This window comes from Nonomuraea thailandensis (assembly GCF_024172165.1).
Taxonomy (GTDB): domain Bacteria; phylum Actinomycetota; class Actinomycetes; order Streptosporangiales; family Streptosporangiaceae; genus Nonomuraea; species Nonomuraea thailandensis.
Genome location: NZ_JAMZEB010000002.1, coordinates 4,884,163 through 4,904,702 on the forward strand (window position 1 = coordinate 4,884,163; position 20,540 = coordinate 4,904,702).

Sequence of the window (20,540 nt, forward strand, 5' to 3'; positions counted from 1 at the left end):
CGTGCGCCGTACCTCCCGCCGCCTTGATCACCGCGGCGACGTCCTGCAGAGGCTGGATGCGTCCGCCGAGGATGACGGTGGCCGCCCTCTCGGGCGGGCTGTTCGGCGGTGGCGCGGCCTATCCCGGTACCCGCGCCGGTCGCGAGGCCGATCGTCCCTGCCAAGGACCGGGTGGACCTGGTCACTGCGATGCTCCTGTTCGTGGATGAGGTCGGTGGGTGCTGGGGTCAGATCGCGAACCGGACGCCGGTCAGCCGCTCGCTCTCCGTCCACAGGCGACCCACCGTGGCGGGGTCGTCGGCGCCGCGCGGCAGCGCCACCGGTTTCGGGGTGCCGGAGGTCTGGTCGCGTCCGGCCGGACCGTAGAAGCCGCCGCTGGCCACGTCGCGACTGGTCGCCGCGTAGAGCGAGGGCCACGCCGCGCCCTCCGGGGAGCCCATGACGATGTTCCGGGTCAACGCGATCACGATCCGGGTCATCAGGCCCTGGCTGTGCCGTTGCAGGTTGGTCATCGCCGAGCCGGGATGCACGACCACAGCGGTGATGGTGGTGCCCGCCAGCCGTCGGGCGAGCTCTTGGGTGAACAGGACGTTGGCGCGCTTGGACTTGGCGTAGGCGCTCATCGCGCCGTAACGCTGCTCGCTCATCAGGTCGTCCAGCCGCCCGCTGCGCCACGTCGCCGCGATCGCGCTGACCGTGACGACCCGCGCGGCCTCCGCACGACGCAGCGCGGGCAGCAGGCCGGCGGTGAGCGCGAAGTGCCCGAGATGGTTGGTGCCGACGGTCAGCTCGAACCCGTCCGCAGTGGCGCGGCGGTCGGGCACGTTCATCACACCGGCGTTGTTGAACAACAGGTCGATCGTCTCGGTAGCCGCCAGCCGGGAGGTCGCCGCGGCGATCGAGGCCAGCGACCCGAGGTCCAGCAGCATCGTGTCCAGTCGCGCGCCGGGCCGGTCGGCGCGCAGATCGGTGACGGCCTCATTGAGCTTGCTCCGACTGCGGCCGGCCAGGATGACCCGGGCGCCATGACCGGCGAGGACACGGGCGGTTTCCAGGCCGATGCCGCTGTTGCCGCCCGTGATCAGCGCCGTGCGGCCGGTCAGGTCGCCGAGGTCAGCAGGACTCCAGTGCGCCGCCGACCGCGCGTGGCGAGTGGTCTGCATGGGTTGCCCTCTCTCGTATTGAATGTTCACTCATTAACCGTACGCAGCATCGCAACGGCAGTCCGACATTGTCAAATGAACGTTCATTACGGTGGTCGCGACGAACCGTGTTCCGCGGAGGGACAGAGTTGTACCTCTCGACCGGCGCGGCGCCGGCGATCTCGGCAACTGCGGTCCACATCGCTGCCACATCGAGGTCGGCGCCCTCCCGGTCGATCAGGTCGAGCCGGTCGACCAGATCGCGGCCGGCCTTGGCCACCCGTCTGGAGGCCCGCTCCAGACGGGCCGGTCGACGGGCTAGCCCGAGGAGGTGGCGCGCAACCACCATTCGACCGCACTGCTGCTGCCCAGCGGACGCGCTGCCAGGACTACCCGCGCCGCCGGCCCGGCGACCGGCTGAACCAGGTGTGCCGCCAGCATGCGGCACCTGGTCACCAGGGACGACTGGCCGGGCGTGCCGCCCGACGTCACCTCGGCGGCGGTCGCGTTCGAGGCCCAGGGTAGGGCCATCGCCCCGCCGTGGTGGCGGATCGTGGCGTCGCTGTACCCGAGCTGAACCCAGCGACCAGCCACCGCACGCGAGCGGTCACGATGAGATCAGCCCCAGCCCCTTGAGAGGTCCATGACCGGCGCCACAGCGTCGACCGCTCCCCCGGATCCGGCAGGGCAACCAGCGGGCCCCGCCGGCCAGGAGACCGTGCGGCACCTGCCCCTACCGCAAGGACGCGCCCTCCGGGATGTGGTCGCAGGAAATGGTGTTCGACAAGCTGCGCGGCTACGATCGGCCGACGTTCGCGCTGGCGACGGACTGCTCAGCGTCGCCGACGCGCGCCGTCGAGAACTGCACGTCACCCCTGCCGGCTCCGCGGGAGGCCCTGGAGCTGAACAGGCCGCTCGGCGAGCCGCTGGCCGACGGCAGGATCCGGGTCGCGCGGGGCATGGTGCACCACCGGGGCGGGCAGGCCCGCCAGGCGATCGATCAGCTCTCCACGGCGATCAGCACCGTCGCCGGCCTCGACGCCCCGCTGTGGGCGGCCCGCTGTGGGCGGCCCGCGCCTGCCGGGCGCTGAGCGAGGTGCACGGTTCCGCCGTCGCCGCGCGGAGGCTCCGGGGGCGCGCTCGTGACCTGTTCCTCCAGGTCGGCTCGCCGGAGGCTCGAACAAGTGCACTTATGACGGACTTATGACGGCGGAAGCTCAGACTGAGCCTGTCTTGACTTCTCACCCTCAGGAGTCATCGTGCTCAGCAGAATCCTCATCATTCTCACGCTGTTATGCGGCGGCCTGACCGCACCCGCGCTCAAGGCCCCGCTCGGGGACACGGCCACTCGGATGGCGCCGCCGGAGCTGGACTGGCGCGCGGCGCTCGAGAGATCGGCCGCCCCGCCGGGCTCGCCACGGGTCACCGCCATCCGGTCGGCGCCCGAGGTGCGCAGCACCCCGGCGCCCGAGCCGAAACGCACCGAGCTGCCGGCCGCGACGTCGGCCGAGGTGAGACTGGACGCGAAGGCGCAGCGCGTCGGACCGCTGGAGGTGAGCGGGGCCGCCGGCACGATCGCGCGGGTGGAGGTGCTGGAAGAGCGGCCGGGCCTGCCGGGGCTGCTGTTCCGGATCTCCGCGGCCACCAGGGTCTCCGTCGACTTCGCCGGCTTCGCCGAGCGCTACGGCGCGGGATACGCCGACCGGCTCAAGCTCGTCCGGCTCCCCGAGTGCGCCCTGACCGGCGGCTGCGAGCGTCGGCGCGCGCCCTCGCTCAAGGACGGCACCGACCGCCCGGTCCTGCCGTCGGTGAAGAGCGGGACCAAGCTGAGCGCGCAGGTCCCCGCCGGGCTGTTCGCCGTCACGGCCGGACCCGAGGGCGAGGAGGGCTCGTTCAAGGCGACGCCGCTCGCGCTCTCCGGCGACTGGCAGGTCATCACGGGATCGGGGAACTTCACCTACACCTACGATGTGCCGCTGCAGCAGGCGCCCGCCGGCCCGACGCCGTCGCTGAGCCTGGGCTACTCCTCCGGCACGGTGGACGGCCTGGTGTCGGGCAAGAACACCCAGAGCGGCCCGATCGGGCTGGGCTGGGGGGACTTCGCCGACGCCTTCATCGAGCGCCGCTACAATTCCTGCCGCGCCGACGGCCAGGGCTCCGACGACCTGTGCTGGAAGTCCGACAACGCCACCATCTCGCTCAACGGCCGATCGGGAGAGCTGGTGCCGCTGCCCGGGACGCCGACGAAGCAGTGGCGGCTCAAGGACGACCCCCGATGGCGGATCGAGCAGTTGACCGGCGCGAAGAACGGCGACAACGACGGCGAGCACTGGAAGGTGACGACCCCTGATGGCGTGCAGTACTTCTTCGGCCGCGGCGTCAACCCCGACGTCGGGGCGGAGACCCATTCGGCGTGGACGGTGCCGGTGTTCGGCGACGACGCGGGTGAGCCGTGCAACGCCGAGACCCCGCTGCCGTGGTGCGTGCAGGCGTGGCGGTGGAACCTGGACCTGGTCATCGACCCGCACGACAACGTCCAGCAGTACGAGTACCGCAAGGAGATCAACCACTACGCCGCGCTGAACGGCTGGCCCGGCTTCGAGCACACGGAGTACGTCCGGGGCGGCGCGCTGGAGCTGCTCAAGTACGGCAAGCGGCGGGCCGCGAACGAGACCGAGCCGTCGGCGCGGGTCACCTTCGACCTCGACTACCGGTGCGTGGACCTGGCGGCGGGCTGCTCACAGCCGACCGCGGCCACGGCCGCGAGCTATCCCGACACCCCGGTCGATCTCATGTGCTTCACCGAGGTGTGCACCGAGCACTCCCCGACCTTCTTCACCGCGTTGCGGTACGTCTCGCTGACCACGCAGGTCGAGGTGGGCGAGGAGAAGTTCGCCGACGTGGACCGCATCCTGCTCTCCCACGCCTTCCCCGACCCCGACCCGAACCGGACCGGGGACCAGAAGCTGTATCTGACCGCGATCCAGCGCAAGGGCATGTCCGAGGAGGAGCGGATCACGATGCCGCCGGTGACCTTCTGGCCGACCCTGCTGAGCAACCGGGTCGACACGGCGGGCGGCCTGTCGGCGATGCCGCACTACCGGGTCGGCGTGGTGACCAACGAGACCGGCGGGCAGGTCATCGTCACCTACGGCCGGCCGCACCCGTGCCCGAGCCCGATCCCCGATCCGCCGAACTGGCACCTGAACACCCGCAACTGCTTCCCGCACTGGCACGCGCCGGACGGCGGGGCCGCGGGGTTCGCGGTGTTCCACAAGTACGTGGTGACCCAGGTGGAGCAGCGTGACACCGTCGGCGGCAGTCCCGCGATGATCACCTCCTACAAGTACGGGGACCAGGTCGGCGCGGGCTTCCCCAACGCGGCCTGGCATCACGACCGGGACGAGTTCGTCTCCAACGCCAACCAGACCTGGTCGGAGTGGCGCGGCTACGCCGACATGCTGGTCACGCAGGGCGGCGGGCGTACGCAATATCGGCTCTTCCGCGGCATGAACGGCGACAGGCTGGCCGGGGACCCGTTCCCGGGGCCGGGCTCGCGGGTGGCCAGGACCTCCAGCCTGGACGGCACCGTCACCAACGTCAACGACGAGAACTGGCTGGCCGGCGGGGTGCTCGACCAGCAGGAGCTGCGCGCCGACGGCAGCGTCGAGCACGGCACGGTGACCGGCTACCACGCGCAGCGCACCGTGGACGCCGCCGGGCCCGATCCGCTGGACGACGCCTGGTTCGTCATGCCGAGCGACCGGGTGGAGCGGCGGCGCGACCCCGCCGGCGGCGCTCTGGTGCGCAGCCGCTCCCAGACCGTCTACAACGGGCTGCTCGGCACGCCGGACAAGGTGATCGAACACGGCTGGCTGGCCTCGGCCGGTGACGAGCGGTGCACGGTCACCGTGCCCACGGTGAACACCGACCGCTGGCTGCTGGACCTGCCCGCGTCGGTCACCCGCTACGGCAACGCCACGTGCGACGGGCCCGAGCTGGCCCGGGAGGAGTACGCCTACGACGGCGGAGCGTTCGGCGCGGCGGCGACGGCGCGCGGCGACCGGACCGGCGCACGAGTCAAGATCACCAGTACGCCGACCTGGGCGCCGACCACCACGACCTACGACAGGCTGGGACGGCCGCTGAAGGTGACCGACCCCAACGGGCACACCACCACGACCGCCCACACGCCGGCGATCAGGTATCCGGCGACCACGACGGTGACCGACCACCTGGGGCACAGGACCACCACGACCTGGTTCCGCCCCCGGCAGGCGCCGAAGGCGACCACCGACGCGCGGGGCGCGCGGACCAGCTTCTCCTACGACGCGCTGGGCCGTACGCGCACCGTGCACCGGCCGACGGAGCAGGGCGGCGCCGCCTCGTACGAGTTCGGCTACGATCTCGACCCCGACAAGACCAGGCCGGGCGTGGTCCGGACCCGCAGACTCCAGGACACCACCAGGTACGTGGACTCCTGGGTGCTGCACGACAGCTGGCTGCGTCCGCGCCAGACCCACGTGCTGTCCCCCGAATCCGGCAAGGTGATCGTCACCGACACCCGGTACGAGGGACGCGGCCTGGTCGCGGCGACCTCCCAGCCGCAGGCTCTGACCGGCACGGCCGGAGCCGGCCTGCTCCCCGTCCCGGCGGGCGGCTGGGCGAACGACGAGACGACCGCTTATGACGAGCTCCGCCGTCCCGTCTGGCAGATCTCGTGGACCGCGGGCGCCGCCCGGCGCTCGGTCGTCACCGACTACACGCACGACTCGGTGACGACGACCCCGCATCCTCTGGCGGGCGGAGTCGTCCGCACGGTCAGCGACGCCCACGGCCGCGTGACCAAGGTGGAGGAACGCGACGGCGCCGCCTGGCGCCCCACCCAGTACGGCTACGACAAGGCCGACCGGCTCACCACCATCACCGATCCGGCGGGCAACACCATCACCAACACCTACGACCTCGCCGGACGCAAGATCGCCATGACCGATCCCGACATGGGCGCCTGGACCTACGGGTTCGACGCGGCCGGGAACCAGACCAGGGCGACCAACGCCGCCGGCACGCAGGTGCACACCCTCTACGACGCGCTGGACCGCCCCGCCGAACGCCGCAGGGACTCCCCCGCCGGCGCCCTGCTCGCCAAGTGGGAGTACGACGCGGCCGGGGAGACGGGGCTGCTGGACAAGACCACCCGCGTGGAGGGCGGCAGCTCCTACGTGGTCGACGTCACGGGCTACGACGGCCGGGCCAGGCCCACCGGCCAGACCTGGGTCTTCCCCGACGCCAGCTACACCGTCGGCTACGGTTACGACGCCGCCGACCACCCCACCCGCATCACCTACCCGGCCGTCGGAGGGCTCCCCGCCGAGACCGTGACCACCACCTACAACGACGTCGGCCTCGCCTCCACCATGACCGGCGCCGCCGAGTACGTCTGGGCCGCCCTGTACGACGACCGGGCGCGCTCGGTGTGGAACCTGTCCGGATCCAGGTCCGTGCCCTTCAGCCGGGTGACGGAGTACGACGCCGACCAGCGCGTCAAGGCGATCAAGGCGGGCGGCGGCGACACCACGCTGCAGGACCTGCGCTTCACCTACGACGACACCTTCGGCGACGTCGTCGACCGGCTCACGACCCTGAACGGGCAGTCGTGGCGCGAGTGCTTCGACCACGACGACCGCCGGCGCCTCACCCGCGCCTTCACCACGACGGGCACCTGCGCGACCGGCACCCCCGGCACCGGCGCCCACGCCTACGACCACGCCTACACCTTCAGCGTGGACGGCAACCTCACCCGGCGGGCCGAGGGCGGCACGCCGATCGCCTACACCTATCCGGCCGCGGGCGGCGCCCGACCGCACGCCCCCACCGCGGTCGGGGGCGACACCTACACGTGGAACGCCAACGGCGACCTGGCGAGCCGTACCGTCTCAGGCCAGACCCAGACGCTCGCCTGGAGCCCCGAACGGCTGCTCCTCGCCGCAGGAAGCTCCAGCTTCGTCTACGACGCCGACGGCGAACGCCTGCAGCGCAGGACCCCGGCGGGCACGACCCGTTACATCGACGGCCACGAGATCACCGGATCGAAGGCGGTGCGCACCTACAGGTTCAACGACACGCCCATCGCGATCCGCACGGCCGGCGGTGTGGAGTTCCTGGCCACCGACAATCAGGGCTCGGTCCAGCTCAGCGTCCCCGCCGGCGCCACGGCCGCCGCTCACGTCAGGTCCTACCAGCCGTACGGCAGGCCGGGCGGCACCGACAGGACCGCCACCGACCGCGGCTGGATCGGCCAGATCGAGGACGCCTCCACCGGGCTGAGCTACCTCAACGCCCGCTACTACGACCCCTCGATGGGACGGTTCGTCTCCCCCGACCCGCTCTTCGACGTCGCCCGGCCACAGACCCTCAACCCCTACGCCTACGGGCTCAACAATCCCACGGCCTTCTCCGACCCCAGCGGCCTGATCCCCGACGCGTGCGCCTTCGGAGAGGTCAAGTGCTCGTTCAACGGCAAGGGCTGGATCAACGTCCAGCCCGTGCCCTCGACTCCCGACCCGCCGCCGGCGGCCCAGGAGCTGTGCGCTCCCGGTAGCTCGGGCAACAACCATCCCGCCTGCGGCCCCAGGCGCGAGCGCGCCACCATCACCGGCGATGAGGACCTCACCGTCGAGGACCTCGCCGAACGCGTGAACGACGGCACCGACACCGCGCTCGACGTCACCGAACTCGGCATGGAGCTGTGCACCGACTCCCTCGGCTGCGCCCAGATCACCGAGTTCGTGGAGATGACCGACGGCATCGGCTACGCCACCGGCGCCCTGGGCGTCGTCATCGACTGCGAGTCGGAAGGCTGGACCAGCCAGGCGTGCGTCAAGGGGGCCATCCTGGAGGGCGGCCAGCTGATCCCGGGGGTGGGGGTCGTCTTCCTCACCCTGGACGTGCTGGACCAGTTCGGACTCGTGGATCCCGTCATCGACTTCGTCCAGGAGCTCTTCACCAGCGACGGCCGCAGCCCCGTACGAACGTGTGACTCCGGCTCCAGGCCGGAATACGGGTGCACGCACCTGCCCAGCGGAGGGCAGGGCGAGCACACCGGGTCGGCCGGGGTGCCGCCGCCGTGCGAGGGCTGCGCGGCTCCGCAAGCGGGGCCATGTCCGGTGAGGGGGTGCGACCACAACAGTTACAACCTGGATGACTGATGGCTGGATGGGGGACGTTCGGCAGCCCGAACGTCCCCCTCTTCATGGGCTGCCGGACTTTCAGCTCGGTTCATCAGCTCGCCACGGGCCCGAGCGCGGCCGCCTTGCGCAGCAGCACCGAGCGTTCGCGCTGGTTGGCGCAGAGCCCGGGCGGCCGGCTCCAGCTCGGCGCGCGCTTCCGGCCGCCGCCCGAGCCGGGTCAGCGGCTCACCGCGCACGCTCGGGACCAGCCGCATGACGACCGCCGCCAGCGCGGCCGGGGCGCCGGTGATTCTCGACGCTGACGGGATGTCCATGGTTATCAACAAATCAGATCTAGAAGCGCAACAACTTCTGTTGGACAGGGGTCTGCCCGGCGGGCGAGGATTCCAGTCGAAGTGGAGGTTGTGGGTTTGAGTGAAGAAGTCGAAGTCCTCGTCGTCGGCGCGGGCCAGGCCGGCCTGGCGATGAGCGAGCATCTGACCGACCGCGGAGTGCCGCACCTCGTCCTGGAACGGCACCGCGTCGCGGAGCGCTGGCGCTCGCAGCGGTGGGACTCCCTGGTGGCGAACGGGCCCGCCTGGCACGACCGTTTCCCCGGCCTGGAGTTCCTCGACCTCGACCCCGACGCCTTCGCGTCCAAGGAGCAGATCGCGGACTACTTCGTCGCGTACGCGGAGAAGATCGGCGCGCCGATCCGGTGCGGCGTCGAGGTGACGTCGGTGCGCAAGCACGACGGGCGGCCCGGCTTCCGCGTGGAGACCTCGGACGGCGCCATCGACGCCCGGTTCGTCGTCGCCGCGACAGGACCGTTCCAGAAGCCGGTCATCCCGCCGATCGTCCCCGACGGCGCGGTTCCGGTCCAACTGCACTCCATCGACTACCGCAACCCGGCGCAGTTGCCCGACGGCGCCGTCCTGGTGGTCGGGGCGGGGTCGTCCGGGGTGCAGATCGCGGACGAGCTGCGGCGGTCCGGCAGGCGCGTCTACCTGTCCGTCGGCCCCCACGAGCGGCCGCCACGCAGCTACCGGGGGCGCGACTTCTGCTGGTGGCTCGGCGTCCTCGGCAAGTGGGACGCCGAGACCCCGCCCCAGGGCGCGGAGCACGTCACGATCGCGGTCAGCGGCGCGCGCGGCGGCCACACCGTCGACTTCCGCGACCTGGCCGCCCGGGGCATCCACCTGACCGGCCTGACCGCTTCGTACGACGGCGGCGTGGTGCGGTTCGCGCCCGACCTCGGCAGGAACATCGCGGCGGGCGACGCCAGCTACCTGGCGCTGCTCGACGAGGCCGACGCCTACGTGACGCGCAACGGCCTCGACCTGCCCGAGGAGCCGCGGGCCCGCCGCTTCGGGCCCGACCCGGAGTGCGTGACCGACCCGCTGCTCGAACTCGACCTCGCCGCCGCCGGCGTCACCTCGATCGTCTGGGCCACCGGCTTCGCCACCGACTACGGCTGGCTCCAGGTGGACGCGTTCGACGAGAACGGCAGGCCGCGGCAGCGGCGCGGCGTGTCGTCGGAGCCGGGCGTCTACTTCCTCGGCCTGCCGTGGCTGTCGCGGCGCGGATCGAGCTTCATCTGGGGCGTCTGGCACGACGCCAGGTACGTGGCCGACCACATCACCACCCAGCGCGGCTACCTCTCCTACAGGACGGCCGTCGACCTGACCGACAACGCTGTGAAGGCCGCCACGTGAACGCACCCATCGTCGCCGGGGGACACACCCGGATCCGCCCGTTCAACACCCGCGACACCTACCCCGAGCAGAACCTCGACAACGACCTGTGCCAGGCCGTGGTCGCAGGCAACACCGTCTACGTGCGCGGCCAGATCGGGCAGGATCTCGACACCAGCGAGTCGGTCGGCGTCGGCGACGTCGAGGCCCAGGCGGAGCGGGCGATGGCCAACATCGACCTGCTCCTGAGGGAGGCGGGCGCGCGGATGGAGCACCTGGTCAAGCTGACCGTCTACCTCGTCGACCCGCGCTACCGCGAGCCCGTTTACCGCACGATCGGGCGCTGGACCAGAGGCGTGCACCCGATCTCCACCGGCCTGGTCGTCTCGGCGCTGGCCCGCCCCGAGTGGCTGGTCGAGGTCGATGCCATCGCGGTGATCCCGGAGGGCGGACAGTGACGTTCTCGATCCTGGCCGTGGACGGCGACGGCGCCGTCGGGATGGCCGTCACCTCCTCCAGCCCGGCCGTGGCGGCCCGCTGCGTCCACCTGCGGGCCGGCGTCGGAGGCGCCGCCTCGCAGAACGTCACCGACCCGCGTCTCGGCACGGAGCTCCTGGACGCCCTGGAGGCCGGCGCGAGTGCCCGCGACGCGCTGGACGGCGTGGTGCGCGGGCGCGAGCTGATCGAGTACCGGCAGCTCACCGTCCTCACGCTGAACGGCGCGGCCGCCACGTTCTCCGGCGCCAGGACCCTCGGCGTGCACCACGCGCAGGCCGGATCAGGCGTCGTCGCCGCGGGCAACATGCTCGCGGGCACCGGCGTGGTGGACGCGGTCGTCGAAGGCTTCGAACGCTCGGCGGGGGAGCTGGAGGAGCGGCTGCTCGCCGGGCTCGCCGCCGGGCTGGCGGCCGGAGGAGAGGCGGGCCCCGTGCACTCGGCAGGGCTGGCGGTCGTCAGGACGGTTCCGTGGCGCGAGACGGACCTGCGGGTCGACTGGAGCGACGACCCCGTCGGCGAGCTGGGCGGGCTGCTGGAGCTGTGGCTGCCGCAGCGCGACGACTACGTCACCCGCGGCCTCGACCCGACCGCCGCGCCGTCGTACGGCGTGCCGGGGGACGAGTGACATGACGGCCGCGGACAAGGAACGCGTGGCGCAGTCGATCTCCGCCGACGCCGGGCGGCTGATCGGGCTGTCCGAGCGGCTGCACGCCCATCCGGAGACTGCCTGGCAGGAGCACCGGTCGGCGCGCTGGGTGGCCGAGACGCTCGACGAGGCCGGTTTCACCGTCACCCCGGCCTACCTCGGGCTCGACACCGCCTTCCACGCGACGTACGGCAGCGGGCCCTTCCGCCTCGGGCTGTGCGCCGAGTACGACGCCCTGCCCGGCCTCGGGCACGCCTGCGGGCACAACCTGATCGCGGCCATCACCGCCGGCGCGGCCCGCGCCCTCGCGCCGCTCGCCGACACGGCCGGACTGACGATCGAGGTCTACGGCACCCCCGCCGAAGAGGGCGGCGGAGGGAAGATCGAGCTGCTGGAACGCGGGGCGTTCGCCGGGCTGGACCTGGCGATGATGGCGCACCCGGCCCCCGTGGACGTCGCGGAGGCGGAGGCGTTCGCGGTCTCGCACTCCCACGTCTCCTTCCGCGGCCGGGCCGCCCACGCCGCCGCCTACCCCGAGCAGGGCGTCAACGCCGCCGACGCGTTCACCATCGCCCAGGTCGCGATCGGGCTGCTGCGCCAGCAACTGCCGCGCACCGTCCGCGTCCACGGGGTGATGACCAACGGCGGCGAGGCCCCGAACGCGATCCCGGCCCGCACCGAGGGGAGATGGTACGTCCGCGCCGGCAGCCTGGCGCGGCTGGCCGAGACGGAGGAGAAGGTGTGGCGGTGCTTCGAGGCCGGCGCCCTGGCCACCGGCTGCGAGCTCGACATCACCCCGGAGAGCAAGCCGTACGCGGAGTTCCGCAACGACGAACGGGCGCTGCTCGCCTACCGGCGCAACGCGGAACGGCTGGGCCGCCGCTTCGACGACGGCTCCCCGGCCCGGCGGATGAACCGGGCCTCCACCGACATGGGGAACGTGTCGCAACTGGTGCCCGCGATCCACCCCTACGTCGGCATCGGGTCGCTCCCGGCGCTGAACCACCAGCCGGAGTTCGCCGCCCACTGCGTCGGCGGCGACGCCGGGAAGGCGCTGCTCGACGCGGCGACCGCGCTCGCCTGGACGGCGCTGGACGTCGCCGCGGGCTGACACCGTCGCCCCTGGTATCGTGCCTGTTCAGGCTAGCCGCTGGGCCGAGTGCAGGAGGAGGGCAGCGTGAAGGCCCCCTCGTTCACCCTGGTGCAGCTCCGCTACTTCGCGGCCGCGGCCGAGCTGGGCAGCATGACGGCCGCCGCCCGCGAGCTGGTCGTCTCCCAGTCGGCCGTCTCCACCGCGGTCGCGCAGCTGGAGAAGGAACTCGGCGTTCAGCTCCTGCTGCGCCATCACGCGCGCGGCCTGGCGCTGACCCCCGCCGGCCGGGCCTTCTACACCGAGCTGCGCGGATTTCTCGCGCACAGCCAGGAGCTGGCCGACAGCGCCGCGAATGCGGGCAGAGAACTGGTAGGCGCGCTTATCGTGGGCTGTTTCGACACGCTCGCGCCTTTCTGGCTGCCGCATCTCGTCGCGAAGTACGGGGCGCAACATCCGGCCGTGAGCATGGAGGTTCTGGAAGCCCCGCACGCCGCCCTGAAACAGAATCTCCGATCGGGCGCCTGCGAAGCCGCGTTGATGTACGCCTACGAACTCGGCGAGGACTTCGAAACCACCCGGGTCGCTTCCGCGCCCCCGTACCTGCTGCTCCCGCCCGGTCATCGACTGGCGCACAGAAAGCGCATCCACCTCGCCGAGCTGGCCGAGGATCCGGTGGTGATGCTGGAGCTGCCGCACACCTCCGCCTACTTCCACTCGCTCTTCCAGGAAGTCGGCGTCGAGCCGCGCGTGCGGCACCGCACCGCCGGCTACGAGACGGTGCGGTCGATGGTCGCCGCAGGCCACGGCTACGCGATCCTCAACCAGCGGCCCGCCCACGGCTACACCTACGGCGGCGGGGCGCTGGTGACGGTCGCCCTGGCCGACGACTTCCCGGCGCTCGACGTCGTGGCGGTGCGGATGAGACAGGCCCGGCTCACCCGTAAGGCGGAGGCTTTTGTAGAGGTCTGCCGTGAAGTGGGAGCCTCGCTTACCGGATGAATGGTGTCGGGGGTGTTACTGCATCGAATTCCTTGATGCAAGTGATCGGTTTCTCGCGTTAGACAGATGGCTCGCCGTTGGCACAGGGTGTACTTGGTCACTGTGCTGCACGAGGAGAGTTGATGAGCACTCCAGCGCCCTCCCATGAGGCTCTTGAAATCCGGACGATCGAACATATCCCGATCGCGGAACGGCATGGCCGGGCGTCGCAGTTGTTCACCATCTGGTTCGGGTCGAACATCATGCTGCTGACCATCGCGACCGGCCTGCTGGGCACGCTCGTCTACGGGCTGTCGATCCCGTGGGCGATCGCCGCGCTGGTGCTCGGCAACCTCGCGGGCGGCGTCGTGATGGCGTTGCACGCGGCGCAGGGCCCCCAGATGGGCGTGCCGCAGATGTTGCAGACCAGGGCCCAGTTCGGCTCGCAGGGGTCGTTGCTGGTCGTGGTCATCGTGGTCGCCATGTACACGGCGTTCTTCGCCTCGAACATGGTGCTGGGCGGCCAGGGCCTGTCGAACCTGACGGGGCTGGACGAGACCCTGGCCATCACGGTCATCGGGGCCATCTCCGCCGCCGGCGCCATCTTCGGGTACAAGATCATCCACGCGATGGCCGGCGTGATGTCCGTGGTGGCCGGAAGCCTGCTCGTGCTGGCGTTCGTCATGCTGCTGGCCTTCGTGGACCTCCCCGCGGCCACCTGGTCGTCGGGCGGGTTCGGCTGGGCGGGCTTCATGGGCACGGTGTCGCTGGCCGCGCTCTGGCAGATCGCCTACGCGCCCTACGTGTCCGACTACACCCGCTACCTGCCGCGCGACACCGGCGTGCGCGCCGCGTTCTGGGCCACCTACGCAGGCAGCACGCTCGGCTCGATCATCCCGATGATCTTCGGCGCCGTCCTGGGCGCCGCGTTCCCCGCGCTCGACACCGTCGGCGCCGTGCGGGCGGGCGCCGGGCCCGCGGGCGCGGTCGTCCTGCTCGTCTTCGTGGTCGGCATCGTCACGACCAACACGATGAACCTCTACTGCGGGGCGCTGTCCGTCCTGACCATCGGCCAGACGCTGCGGTCGAGATGGCAGCCGCAGGCCAAGGCGCGGTCGGTCGTGGTGGTCGCCCTGTTCGTCGTCGCCCTCGGCCTGGCGCAGCTCGGCAAGGGCGACTTCCTCACCAACTTCGTGAACTTCATGTTGCTGCTGCTGTGCGCGCTGGTGCCGTGGACGGCGGTGAACCTGGTCGACTACTACCTCGTCCGGCACGGCGAGTACGACATCTCCGCGCTGTTCCGCGCGGACGGCGGCGTCTACGGCCGCTACAACGTCCCGGCGATCGGCTGCTACGTGATCGGCATCGCCGTGCAGATCCCGTTCCTGTCCAACGCGCTGTACGTCGGGCCGCTGGCCGAGGCCCTGCACGGCGTGGACGTCTCATGGATCGCCGGGCTGGCCATCATCAGCCCTCTCTACTACTTCTGGGTTCGTGGCCTGCGCCGCTCCTCGGGCGCGCGAGCCACGACCCCCGACCTCGCGGAGGCCGAAGGCGTATGACCGAGCGAACGCACGAGGACTGGCTGGCGCTGGCCAGGAAGGTCGTGCCCGCGACCACCGCGTGGATCGGCGGCCCGGTGCCGTCCCTGTCCGGGGCGACGCGGACGACCGTCAACCCCGCCACGGGCGCGGTGCTCGCCGAGGTGGCGGAGTGCGACGAGCACGACGTGGACGCCGCCGTCGCCGCCGCCCGGCGCGCCTTCGAGGGCGGGGCCTGGTCCACGGCCTCGCCCAGGGACAGGGCGGCCGTCCTGCACCGCATCGCGCGGAAGATCGAGGACCACGTCGAGGAGCTGGCCCTGCTGGACAGCCTCGACGCCGGCAAGCGCATCGCCGACACCATCGCGATCGACGCGCCCGGCTCGGCCGCGATCCTGCGCTGGTACGCCGAGTCCCTGGACAAGGTCTACGGCGAGGTCGCCCCCACCGGCGCAGCCGACCTCGCGGTCGTGACCAGGGAGCCGCTCGGCGTGGTGGCCGCCGTCGTGCCGTGGAACTACCCGCTCGAAATGGCCATCTGGAAGATCGCCCCGGCGCTCGCCGCCGGTAACAGCGTGATACTCAAGCCCGCCGAGGACTCGCCGCTCTCCGCGCTGCGCCTGGCCGGGCTCGCCGCCGAGGCCGGGCTCCCCGACGGGGTGCTGAGCGTCGTGCCGGGCGCGGGCCCCGTGGCCGGCCGGGCACTCGGCAGGCACCGCGGCGTGGACGTGGTCACGTTCACCGGCTCCACCAGCACCGGGCAGCTCTTCCAGCAGTACGCCGGCCAGTCCAACCTCAAGCAGGTCTGGCTGGAGGCCGGCGGCAAGAGCGCCGTGGTCGTGCTCGACGACGTCGCCGACCTGGACGCGGCGGCCGACGGCGTGGCGGCGGGCATCTTCACCAACACCGGGCAGGTCTGCTCGGCCACGTCGCGGCTCGTCGTGCAGCGCGGCGTGGCCGACGAGCTCGTCCAGCGCGTGGTCGGCCGCGCGCTCGCGATCGACGTCGGCGACCCGCTCGACCCCGCCACCGGCATGGGCCCCGTGGCCAGCGAGCGTCAGGCCGCCAGGGTGCTGGAGCTCATGGAGGCAGGGGCGGCACAAGCGCGCGAGGTCCACGGCGGCGGGCTGGTCCCCGACATGCCCGCGCCGACCTACGTCCGGCCCCAGGTGCTGCTCGGCGTCGATCCGGACGCGCCCATCGCGCAGACCGAGGTCTTCGGCCCCGTCCTGTCGGTGCACGTCGTGGACACCGTGGACGAGGCCGTCGCCGTCGCCAACGGCACCCCGTACGCGCTGGCGGCGGGGCTGTGGACCGACAGCCTCAGCCGGGCCCACGGCGTCGCCCGCCGCCTGCGCGCCGGAACCGTCTCGGTGAACTGCGTGGACGCCCTGGACGTCGCCACCCCGTTCGGCGGGTTCGGCCAGTCGGGTTACGGGCGGGACCTCTCGCTGCACGCGCTGGACAAGTTCACCGGACTCAAGACCACCTGGATCCACCATGGCTGACGTCGACCGCGGCACCTGCGACTTCCTCATCGTCGGCGGCGGCACGGCGGGGTCACTGCTCGCGACCCGGCTGGCCGAGCAGGGGCACGACGTGGCGCTCGTCGAGTGGGGCCCCGACGACGAGCACGAGCCCCGCGCCCGCGAGCTGCGCAGATGGGCCGAGATGCTGGAAGGCGAGTACGACCTCGACTACCGCAGCGAGCCGAACCCGCGCGGCAACTCCCACATCCGGCTCGCCCGGCTGCGCATCCTCGGCGGCTGCTCCACCGCCAACACGATGATCTCCTGGCGGCCGCTGCGCGGCGACCTGGAGGAGTGGGTGGCCCTGGGCGCCGAGGGCTGGGATCCCGACACGATCCTCCCGCTGTACGACCGGCTGCGCACGCCGATCCAGCCCGTCGCTCCGGAGGACCGCAACCCGTACGTGGCCGACGTGGTGACCAGCGCGTCCGCCGCGCTCGGGCTGCCCGTGCAGGAACGCTGGAACGACGGCCGCCTCGACGAGTCGCCCAACGGCGCCGGCTTCTTCGAAATCGGCTACACCCCGCGGACCGGCGTGCGCGCCTCGACCTCGATCCACTACGTGCACCTGGCCCGCGCCGCGGGTCGCGGCCCTGCGGTCTTGACCGGGCTGCGGGCCGTGCGCGTCCTGTTCGAGGACGAGGGCGGCGGCCTGCGCGCGTGCGGCGTCCGTGTGCGCGACGCCGCAGGCGCCGAACGCGACCTGCGCGCCGCCGCCGAGGTCGTGCTGTGCGCCGGAGCCATCGACACCCCGCGCCTGCTGCAGCTCTCGGGCGTGGGCCCGCGCCAGGTGCTCCAGGACGCGGGCATCCCCGTCGCGCTCGACCTGCCCGGCGTCGGCGAGAACCTGCAGGACCACGTCGAGGGGCTCGTCGTCTGGGAGGCCACCCGCGTCCCGCCCGCCACCTGCGCCAGCGGCTGGGACGCCGGCGCCGTGCTGAGCCTCGGCGGCGACGGGCGGCCCGACGTCCTCATGCACTTCCCCGTCGAACCGTGGGCCGTGCACGCCGAACGCCACCTGGAGGAGACCGGGGCGCCGCCGCTGCCGGAGACGACGGTCGCGATCGCCCCCAACGTCGCCCGCCCGCACAGCCGGGGCCGGGTACGGGTCCGCTCCGGCGACCCGGACGCGCCCCCGGCCATCGAGTTCCGCTCCTTCACCGACCCCGGCGGGCACGACGAGGCCATGCTGGTCGCGGGCGTGCGCCTGGCCCGCCGGATCGCCGCGGTCGAGCCGATGAAGTCGTGGATCAAGCGCGAGGTGTTCCCCGGCCCCGGCGTCACCGGCGACGAGGAGCTGTCGGCCGTCGCCCGCGCGACCCACCAGACCGTCTACCACCCGTCGGGCACCTGCCGCATCGGAGTGCCCGGCGACGCGGCCGCGGTCGTCGGCCCCGACCTGCGCGTCCACGGCGTCAAGGGGCTGCGGATCGCCGACGCGTCCGTCTTCCCCACGCTGACCTCCGTCAACCCCGTGGTGACGGTGATGGTCGTCGCGGAGCGGGCGGCCGACCTGATCGCATCGGACCATCCCAAGGGCTGACGGGTCAGGAGGGCTCCACGAGAGGGCAGCCCGTCTGGGTCTCCAGGAAGCGCAGCACCAGCTCCCGGGCGCGTGCCGCCGGGATGCTGGTGTTGCGGCCGACGACGTGCAGCCCGTAGGCGTCCTCCAGCGCCACCGCGTTCGCGGCCACGTCCTCCACCGGCAGGGACAGCCGGAACACGCCGGTGTCCCTGCCGTGCCGCAGCGCCGCCATGTAGAGGGACACCTCCCTGTCCCACAGCGCCGTCATCAGCACCGCGTGCGTACGGCTGCGCGCCGCGTGCACGTGCGTCTCGTACAGCACCCGGCACACCGGGTCGTCCTCACCGGACGGCAGCCCCGCTCCGACCAGCCGGATCAGCCGTCGCCTCGGGTCCTGCTCCGCCTCAGCCGCGCGGGCCCGCGCCCAGTAGAAGCGGTCCACCGCGTCCTGGTGCACCTCCAGCAGGAGCTCGTCCACGTCCGGGTAGTAGTAGCTGACCAGCCCCGCCGACAGCCCCGCCTCCTCGGCCACGTCGCGCACCCGCAGCCCGGCCAGACCGCGCCTGACGATCGCCCGCCCCGCGGCGGCGACGAGCTCGCCGCGGCGGCGGCTCTGCTCCTTAGGCCGTGCCATGTTCTCGCATTTTTTTGATGATAGTCATCGAAAAACCTCACGCTTTCCTGTGTAAACAAGATGTTTCCAGGGCTTGCACGGCCTGGCAACACCGCGCATTCTTTGCGATACGCCGCAAAGAATAAGCAGGAGAGCTTGATGACGCACCCACTCGACCGCTTGACCGCCGAGGAGATCGCCGCGAACCGCGCCCTCCTCACCGACGCCGGGCTGGTGACCGCGCACACGCGGTTCGCGCTCGTCGGCCTGCACGAGCCCGCCAAGGCCGGCGTGCTGGCCTGGACGCCCGGTGGCCGCATCGAGCGCCGCGTGCGATCGCTGCTCCTCGACCGGCGCAGCGGCGCGGTGCACGAGGTCGTAGTGTCGCTGACCACCGGGTCCGTGGTGCGGCAGCGGGCGGTGGACGTCGTCGCGGAAGGGCAGCCGCCGATCCTGCACGAGGAGTTCGACCTGGTCGAGGAGATCCTGTGGAAGGACTCCGGCTGGGCGGCGGCGATGGCGCGGCGCGGCATCCACGACCCGCGCACCGTCCGCGTCTCCGCGCTGAGCGCCGGCTGCTTCGACCTGCCGGGGGAGGAGGGCCTGCGCCTGGTCCGGTGCCTGGCCTTCCAGCAGCTCGGCGCGGACGACAACGTGTGGGCCCACCCGGTGGACGGCGTCGTCGCCTACGTGGACCTGATCGCCTGCCGCGTCCGCGAGCTGATCGACGAGGGCCCGGTGCCCGTCCCCGCCGCCTCCTACGACTACCACCTCGACGACCCCGCCCGCCCGGCCCGCACCACGCAGCGGCCCATCGTCATCACGCAGCCGGACGGGCCCAGCTTCACCGTCGAAGGCGACGTCGTGACCTGGGAGAAGTGGCAGTTCAGGGTGGGCTTCAACCCTGTCGAGGGGCTCACCCTGCACCAGATCGGGTTCCAGGACGGCGACCGCGTCCGGCCGATCGTGTACCGGGCGTCGGTCGCCGAGATGGTGGTGCCGTACGGCGACCCGGGCCCGATCCGCTTCTGGCAGAACTACTTCGACGCGGGCGAGTACTCCCTCGGCAAGGAGGCCAACTCGCTCACCCTGGGCTGCGACTGCCTCGGTGAGATCCACTACCTCGACGCGACCCTGCACGACGACGACGGTCACCCGCGCGTCATCCGCAACGCGATCTGCATGCACGAGGAGGACGCGGGCGTGCTGTGGAAGCACACCGACGCCTACAACGGCAGCGTGTCCACCCGCCGCCAGCGGCGCATGGTGGTGTCGTTCTTCATCACGGTGGGCAACTACGACTACGGTTTCTACTGGTACTTCTACCTCGACGGCACGATCGAGCTGGAGTGCAAGGCGACCGGCGTCGTCTTCGCCTCGGCCCACCCCGGGGGCGAGTACCCGTGGGCGAGCGAGATCGCGCCGGGCGTGGCCGCCCCCTTCCACCAGCACCTGTTCTCGGCCCGCCTCGACATGACCGTGGACGGCGTGCGCAACGCGGTGGACGAGATCGACGCCCAGCGCGTCCCGATGGGGCCGGGCAACCCGTACGGCAACGGCTTCACCCGCCGCGTCACCCGGCTGCGGCGCGAGTCGCAGGCCGCCAGGCTCGCCGACGGCCTGCGGGGCCGCGTCTGGCAGATCAGCAACGAGGAGTCGCGCAACGCGCTCGGCCACCCCGTCGCCTACACGCTGCACCCCGAGGGCCTGCCCACGCTGCTCGCCGACGACGGCTCCTCCATCGCCCGGCGGGCCGCGTTCACCCGCAGGCACCTGTGGGTCACCGCCTACGACGAGAACGAGCGTTTCCCCTCCGGCGAGTACGTCAACCAGAACGACGGCCGCACCGGCATCGACACCTGGATCCAGGCCGACCGCGACCTCGACGGCGCCGACGTCGTGCTCTGGCACACCTTCGGCCTCACCCACTTCCCGCGACCGGAGGACTGGCCGATCATGCCGGTCGACCGGACCGGGTTCGTACTCAAGCCGACCGGCTTCTTCGACGCCAACCCGGCGCTCGACACCCCCGCGCCGCGAGCCCACGAGCAGCCCGGCGCGGCGCACGAAGCCGCGTGCTGCCGCCCGCAGGCCTGACCAGCGGGAACGCCA

14 protein-coding genes are annotated in these 20,540 nt (G+C 72.0%); 12 read left to right on the forward strand and 2 right to left on the reverse strand.

Translation table 11 applies throughout. The features are described from left to right. Positions 1-227: 227 nt before the first annotated feature. The gene (locus tag HD597_RS26050) at positions 228-1,163 is read right to left on the reverse strand and encodes an oxidoreductase (RefSeq protein ID WP_253745342.1); all 936 of its coding nucleotides are present in this window, start codon (positions 1,161-1,163) and stop codon (positions 228-230) included. Between the two features lie 418 nt (positions 1,164-1,581). Between HD597_RS26050 and HD597_RS26055 the strand changes: the two genes are divergently transcribed. The 11 genes from HD597_RS26055 (at position 1,582) to HD597_RS26105 (ending at position 17,833) form a co-directional block, all read left to right on the forward strand. Beyond that, a complete protein-coding gene (locus HD597_RS26055; protein ID WP_253745343.1) occupies positions 1,582-1,719 on the forward strand; it encodes a hypothetical protein in 138 nt (45 codons plus the stop codon). Between the two features lie 100 nt (positions 1,720-1,819). Beyond that, complete coding sequence (locus tag HD597_RS26060) at positions 1,820-2,233, forward strand: DUF6283 family protein (RefSeq protein WP_308210972.1); 414 nt, start codon at positions 1,820-1,822, stop codon at positions 2,231-2,233. Positions 2,234-2,401: 168 nt separating this feature from the next. Then, a complete protein-coding gene (locus tag HD597_RS65965; protein WP_253745345.1) occupies positions 2,402-8,350 on the forward strand; it encodes an RHS repeat-associated core domain-containing protein in 5,949 nt (1,982 codons plus the stop codon). Positions 8,351-8,742: 392 nt separating this feature from the next. Further along, positions 8,743-10,026: a flavin-containing monooxygenase gene (locus HD597_RS26070; RefSeq protein WP_253745346.1), complete on the forward strand. Its 1,284-nt coding sequence runs from the start codon at positions 8,743-8,745 to the stop codon at positions 10,024-10,026. Then, positions 10,023-10,463: a RidA family protein gene (locus HD597_RS26075; protein WP_253745347.1), complete on the forward strand. Its 441-nt coding sequence runs from the start codon at positions 10,023-10,025 to the stop codon at positions 10,461-10,463. The genes HD597_RS26070 and HD597_RS26075 overlap by 4 nt, the downstream gene beginning before the upstream one ends. Beyond that, positions 10,460-11,128 (forward strand): DUF1028 domain-containing protein, encoded by a 669-nt coding sequence (locus HD597_RS26080; RefSeq protein WP_253745348.1) that lies wholly within the window; start codon positions 10,460-10,462, stop codon positions 11,126-11,128. The genes HD597_RS26075 and HD597_RS26080 overlap by 4 nt, the downstream gene beginning before the upstream one ends. A gap of 1 nt (position 11,129) precedes the next feature. After that, on the forward strand, positions 11,130-12,260 hold the full coding sequence (locus HD597_RS26085) for a M20 family metallopeptidase (protein WP_253745349.1): 1,131 nt from the start codon (positions 11,130-11,132) through the stop codon (positions 12,258-12,260). 66 nt (positions 12,261-12,326) lie between these two features. Further along, on the forward strand, positions 12,327-13,241 hold the full coding sequence (locus HD597_RS26090) for a LysR family transcriptional regulator (protein WP_253745350.1): 915 nt from the start codon (positions 12,327-12,329) through the stop codon (positions 13,239-13,241). Positions 13,242-13,363: 122 nt separating this feature from the next. After that, positions 13,364-14,782 (forward strand): purine-cytosine permease family protein, encoded by a 1,419-nt coding sequence (locus HD597_RS26095; RefSeq protein ID WP_253745351.1) that lies wholly within the window; start codon positions 13,364-13,366, stop codon positions 14,780-14,782. Then, positions 14,779-16,269, forward strand: a complete 1,491-nt coding sequence (locus HD597_RS26100) for an aldehyde dehydrogenase family protein (RefSeq protein WP_253745352.1) — start codon at positions 14,779-14,781, stop codon at positions 16,267-16,269. The genes HD597_RS26095 and HD597_RS26100 overlap by 4 nt, the downstream gene beginning before the upstream one ends. Further along, entirely contained in the window at positions 16,262-17,833 is a 1,572-nt protein-coding gene (locus HD597_RS26105) for a GMC family oxidoreductase (RefSeq protein ID WP_253745353.1), read from the forward strand. The genes HD597_RS26100 and HD597_RS26105 overlap by 8 nt, the downstream gene beginning before the upstream one ends. A gap of 4 nt (positions 17,834-17,837) precedes the next feature. On the opposite strand, the gene HD597_RS26110 is transcribed toward HD597_RS26105, so the two are convergent. After that, the gene (locus HD597_RS26110) at positions 17,838-18,449 is read right to left on the reverse strand and encodes a TetR/AcrR family transcriptional regulator (protein WP_253745354.1); all 612 of its coding nucleotides are present in this window, start codon (positions 18,447-18,449) and stop codon (positions 17,838-17,840) included. Positions 18,450-18,509: 60 nt separating this feature from the next. Between HD597_RS26110 and HD597_RS26115 the strand changes: the two genes are divergently transcribed. Continuing rightward, positions 18,510-20,525 (forward strand): primary-amine oxidase, encoded by a 2,016-nt coding sequence (locus tag HD597_RS26115; RefSeq protein WP_276083023.1) that lies wholly within the window; start codon positions 18,510-18,512, stop codon positions 20,523-20,525. Positions 20,526-20,540: the final 15 nt, after the last annotated feature.

Bases quoted from the DNA above. Each gene is read 5' to 3' on its own strand.
- HD597_RS26050 (WP_253745342.1), bottom strand. From the start codon at position 1,163: ATGCAGACCACTCGCCACGCGCGGTCGGCGGCGCACTGGAGTCCTGCT.
- HD597_RS26055 (WP_253745343.1), top strand. From the start codon at position 1,582: ATGCGGCACCTGGTCACCAGGGACGACTGGCCGGGCGTGCCGCCCGAC.
- HD597_RS26085 (WP_253745349.1), top strand. From the start codon at position 11,130: ATGACGGCCGCGGACAAGGAACGCGTGGCGCAGTCGATCTCCGCCGAC.
- HD597_RS26095 (WP_253745351.1), top strand. From the start codon at position 13,364: ATGAGCACTCCAGCGCCCTCCCATGAGGCTCTTGAAATCCGGACGATC.
- HD597_RS26100 (WP_253745352.1), top strand. From the start codon at position 14,779: ATGACCGAGCGAACGCACGAGGACTGGCTGGCGCTGGCCAGGAAGGTC.
- HD597_RS26105 (WP_253745353.1), top strand. From the start codon at position 16,262: ATGGCTGACGTCGACCGCGGCACCTGCGACTTCCTCATCGTCGGCGGC.
- HD597_RS26110 (WP_253745354.1), bottom strand. From the start codon at position 18,449: ATGGCACGGCCTAAGGAGCAGAGCCGCCGCCGCGGCGAGCTCGTCGCC.
- HD597_RS26115 (WP_276083023.1), top strand. From the start codon at position 18,510: ATGTTTCCAGGGCTTGCACGGCCTGGCAACACCGCGCATTCTTTGCGA.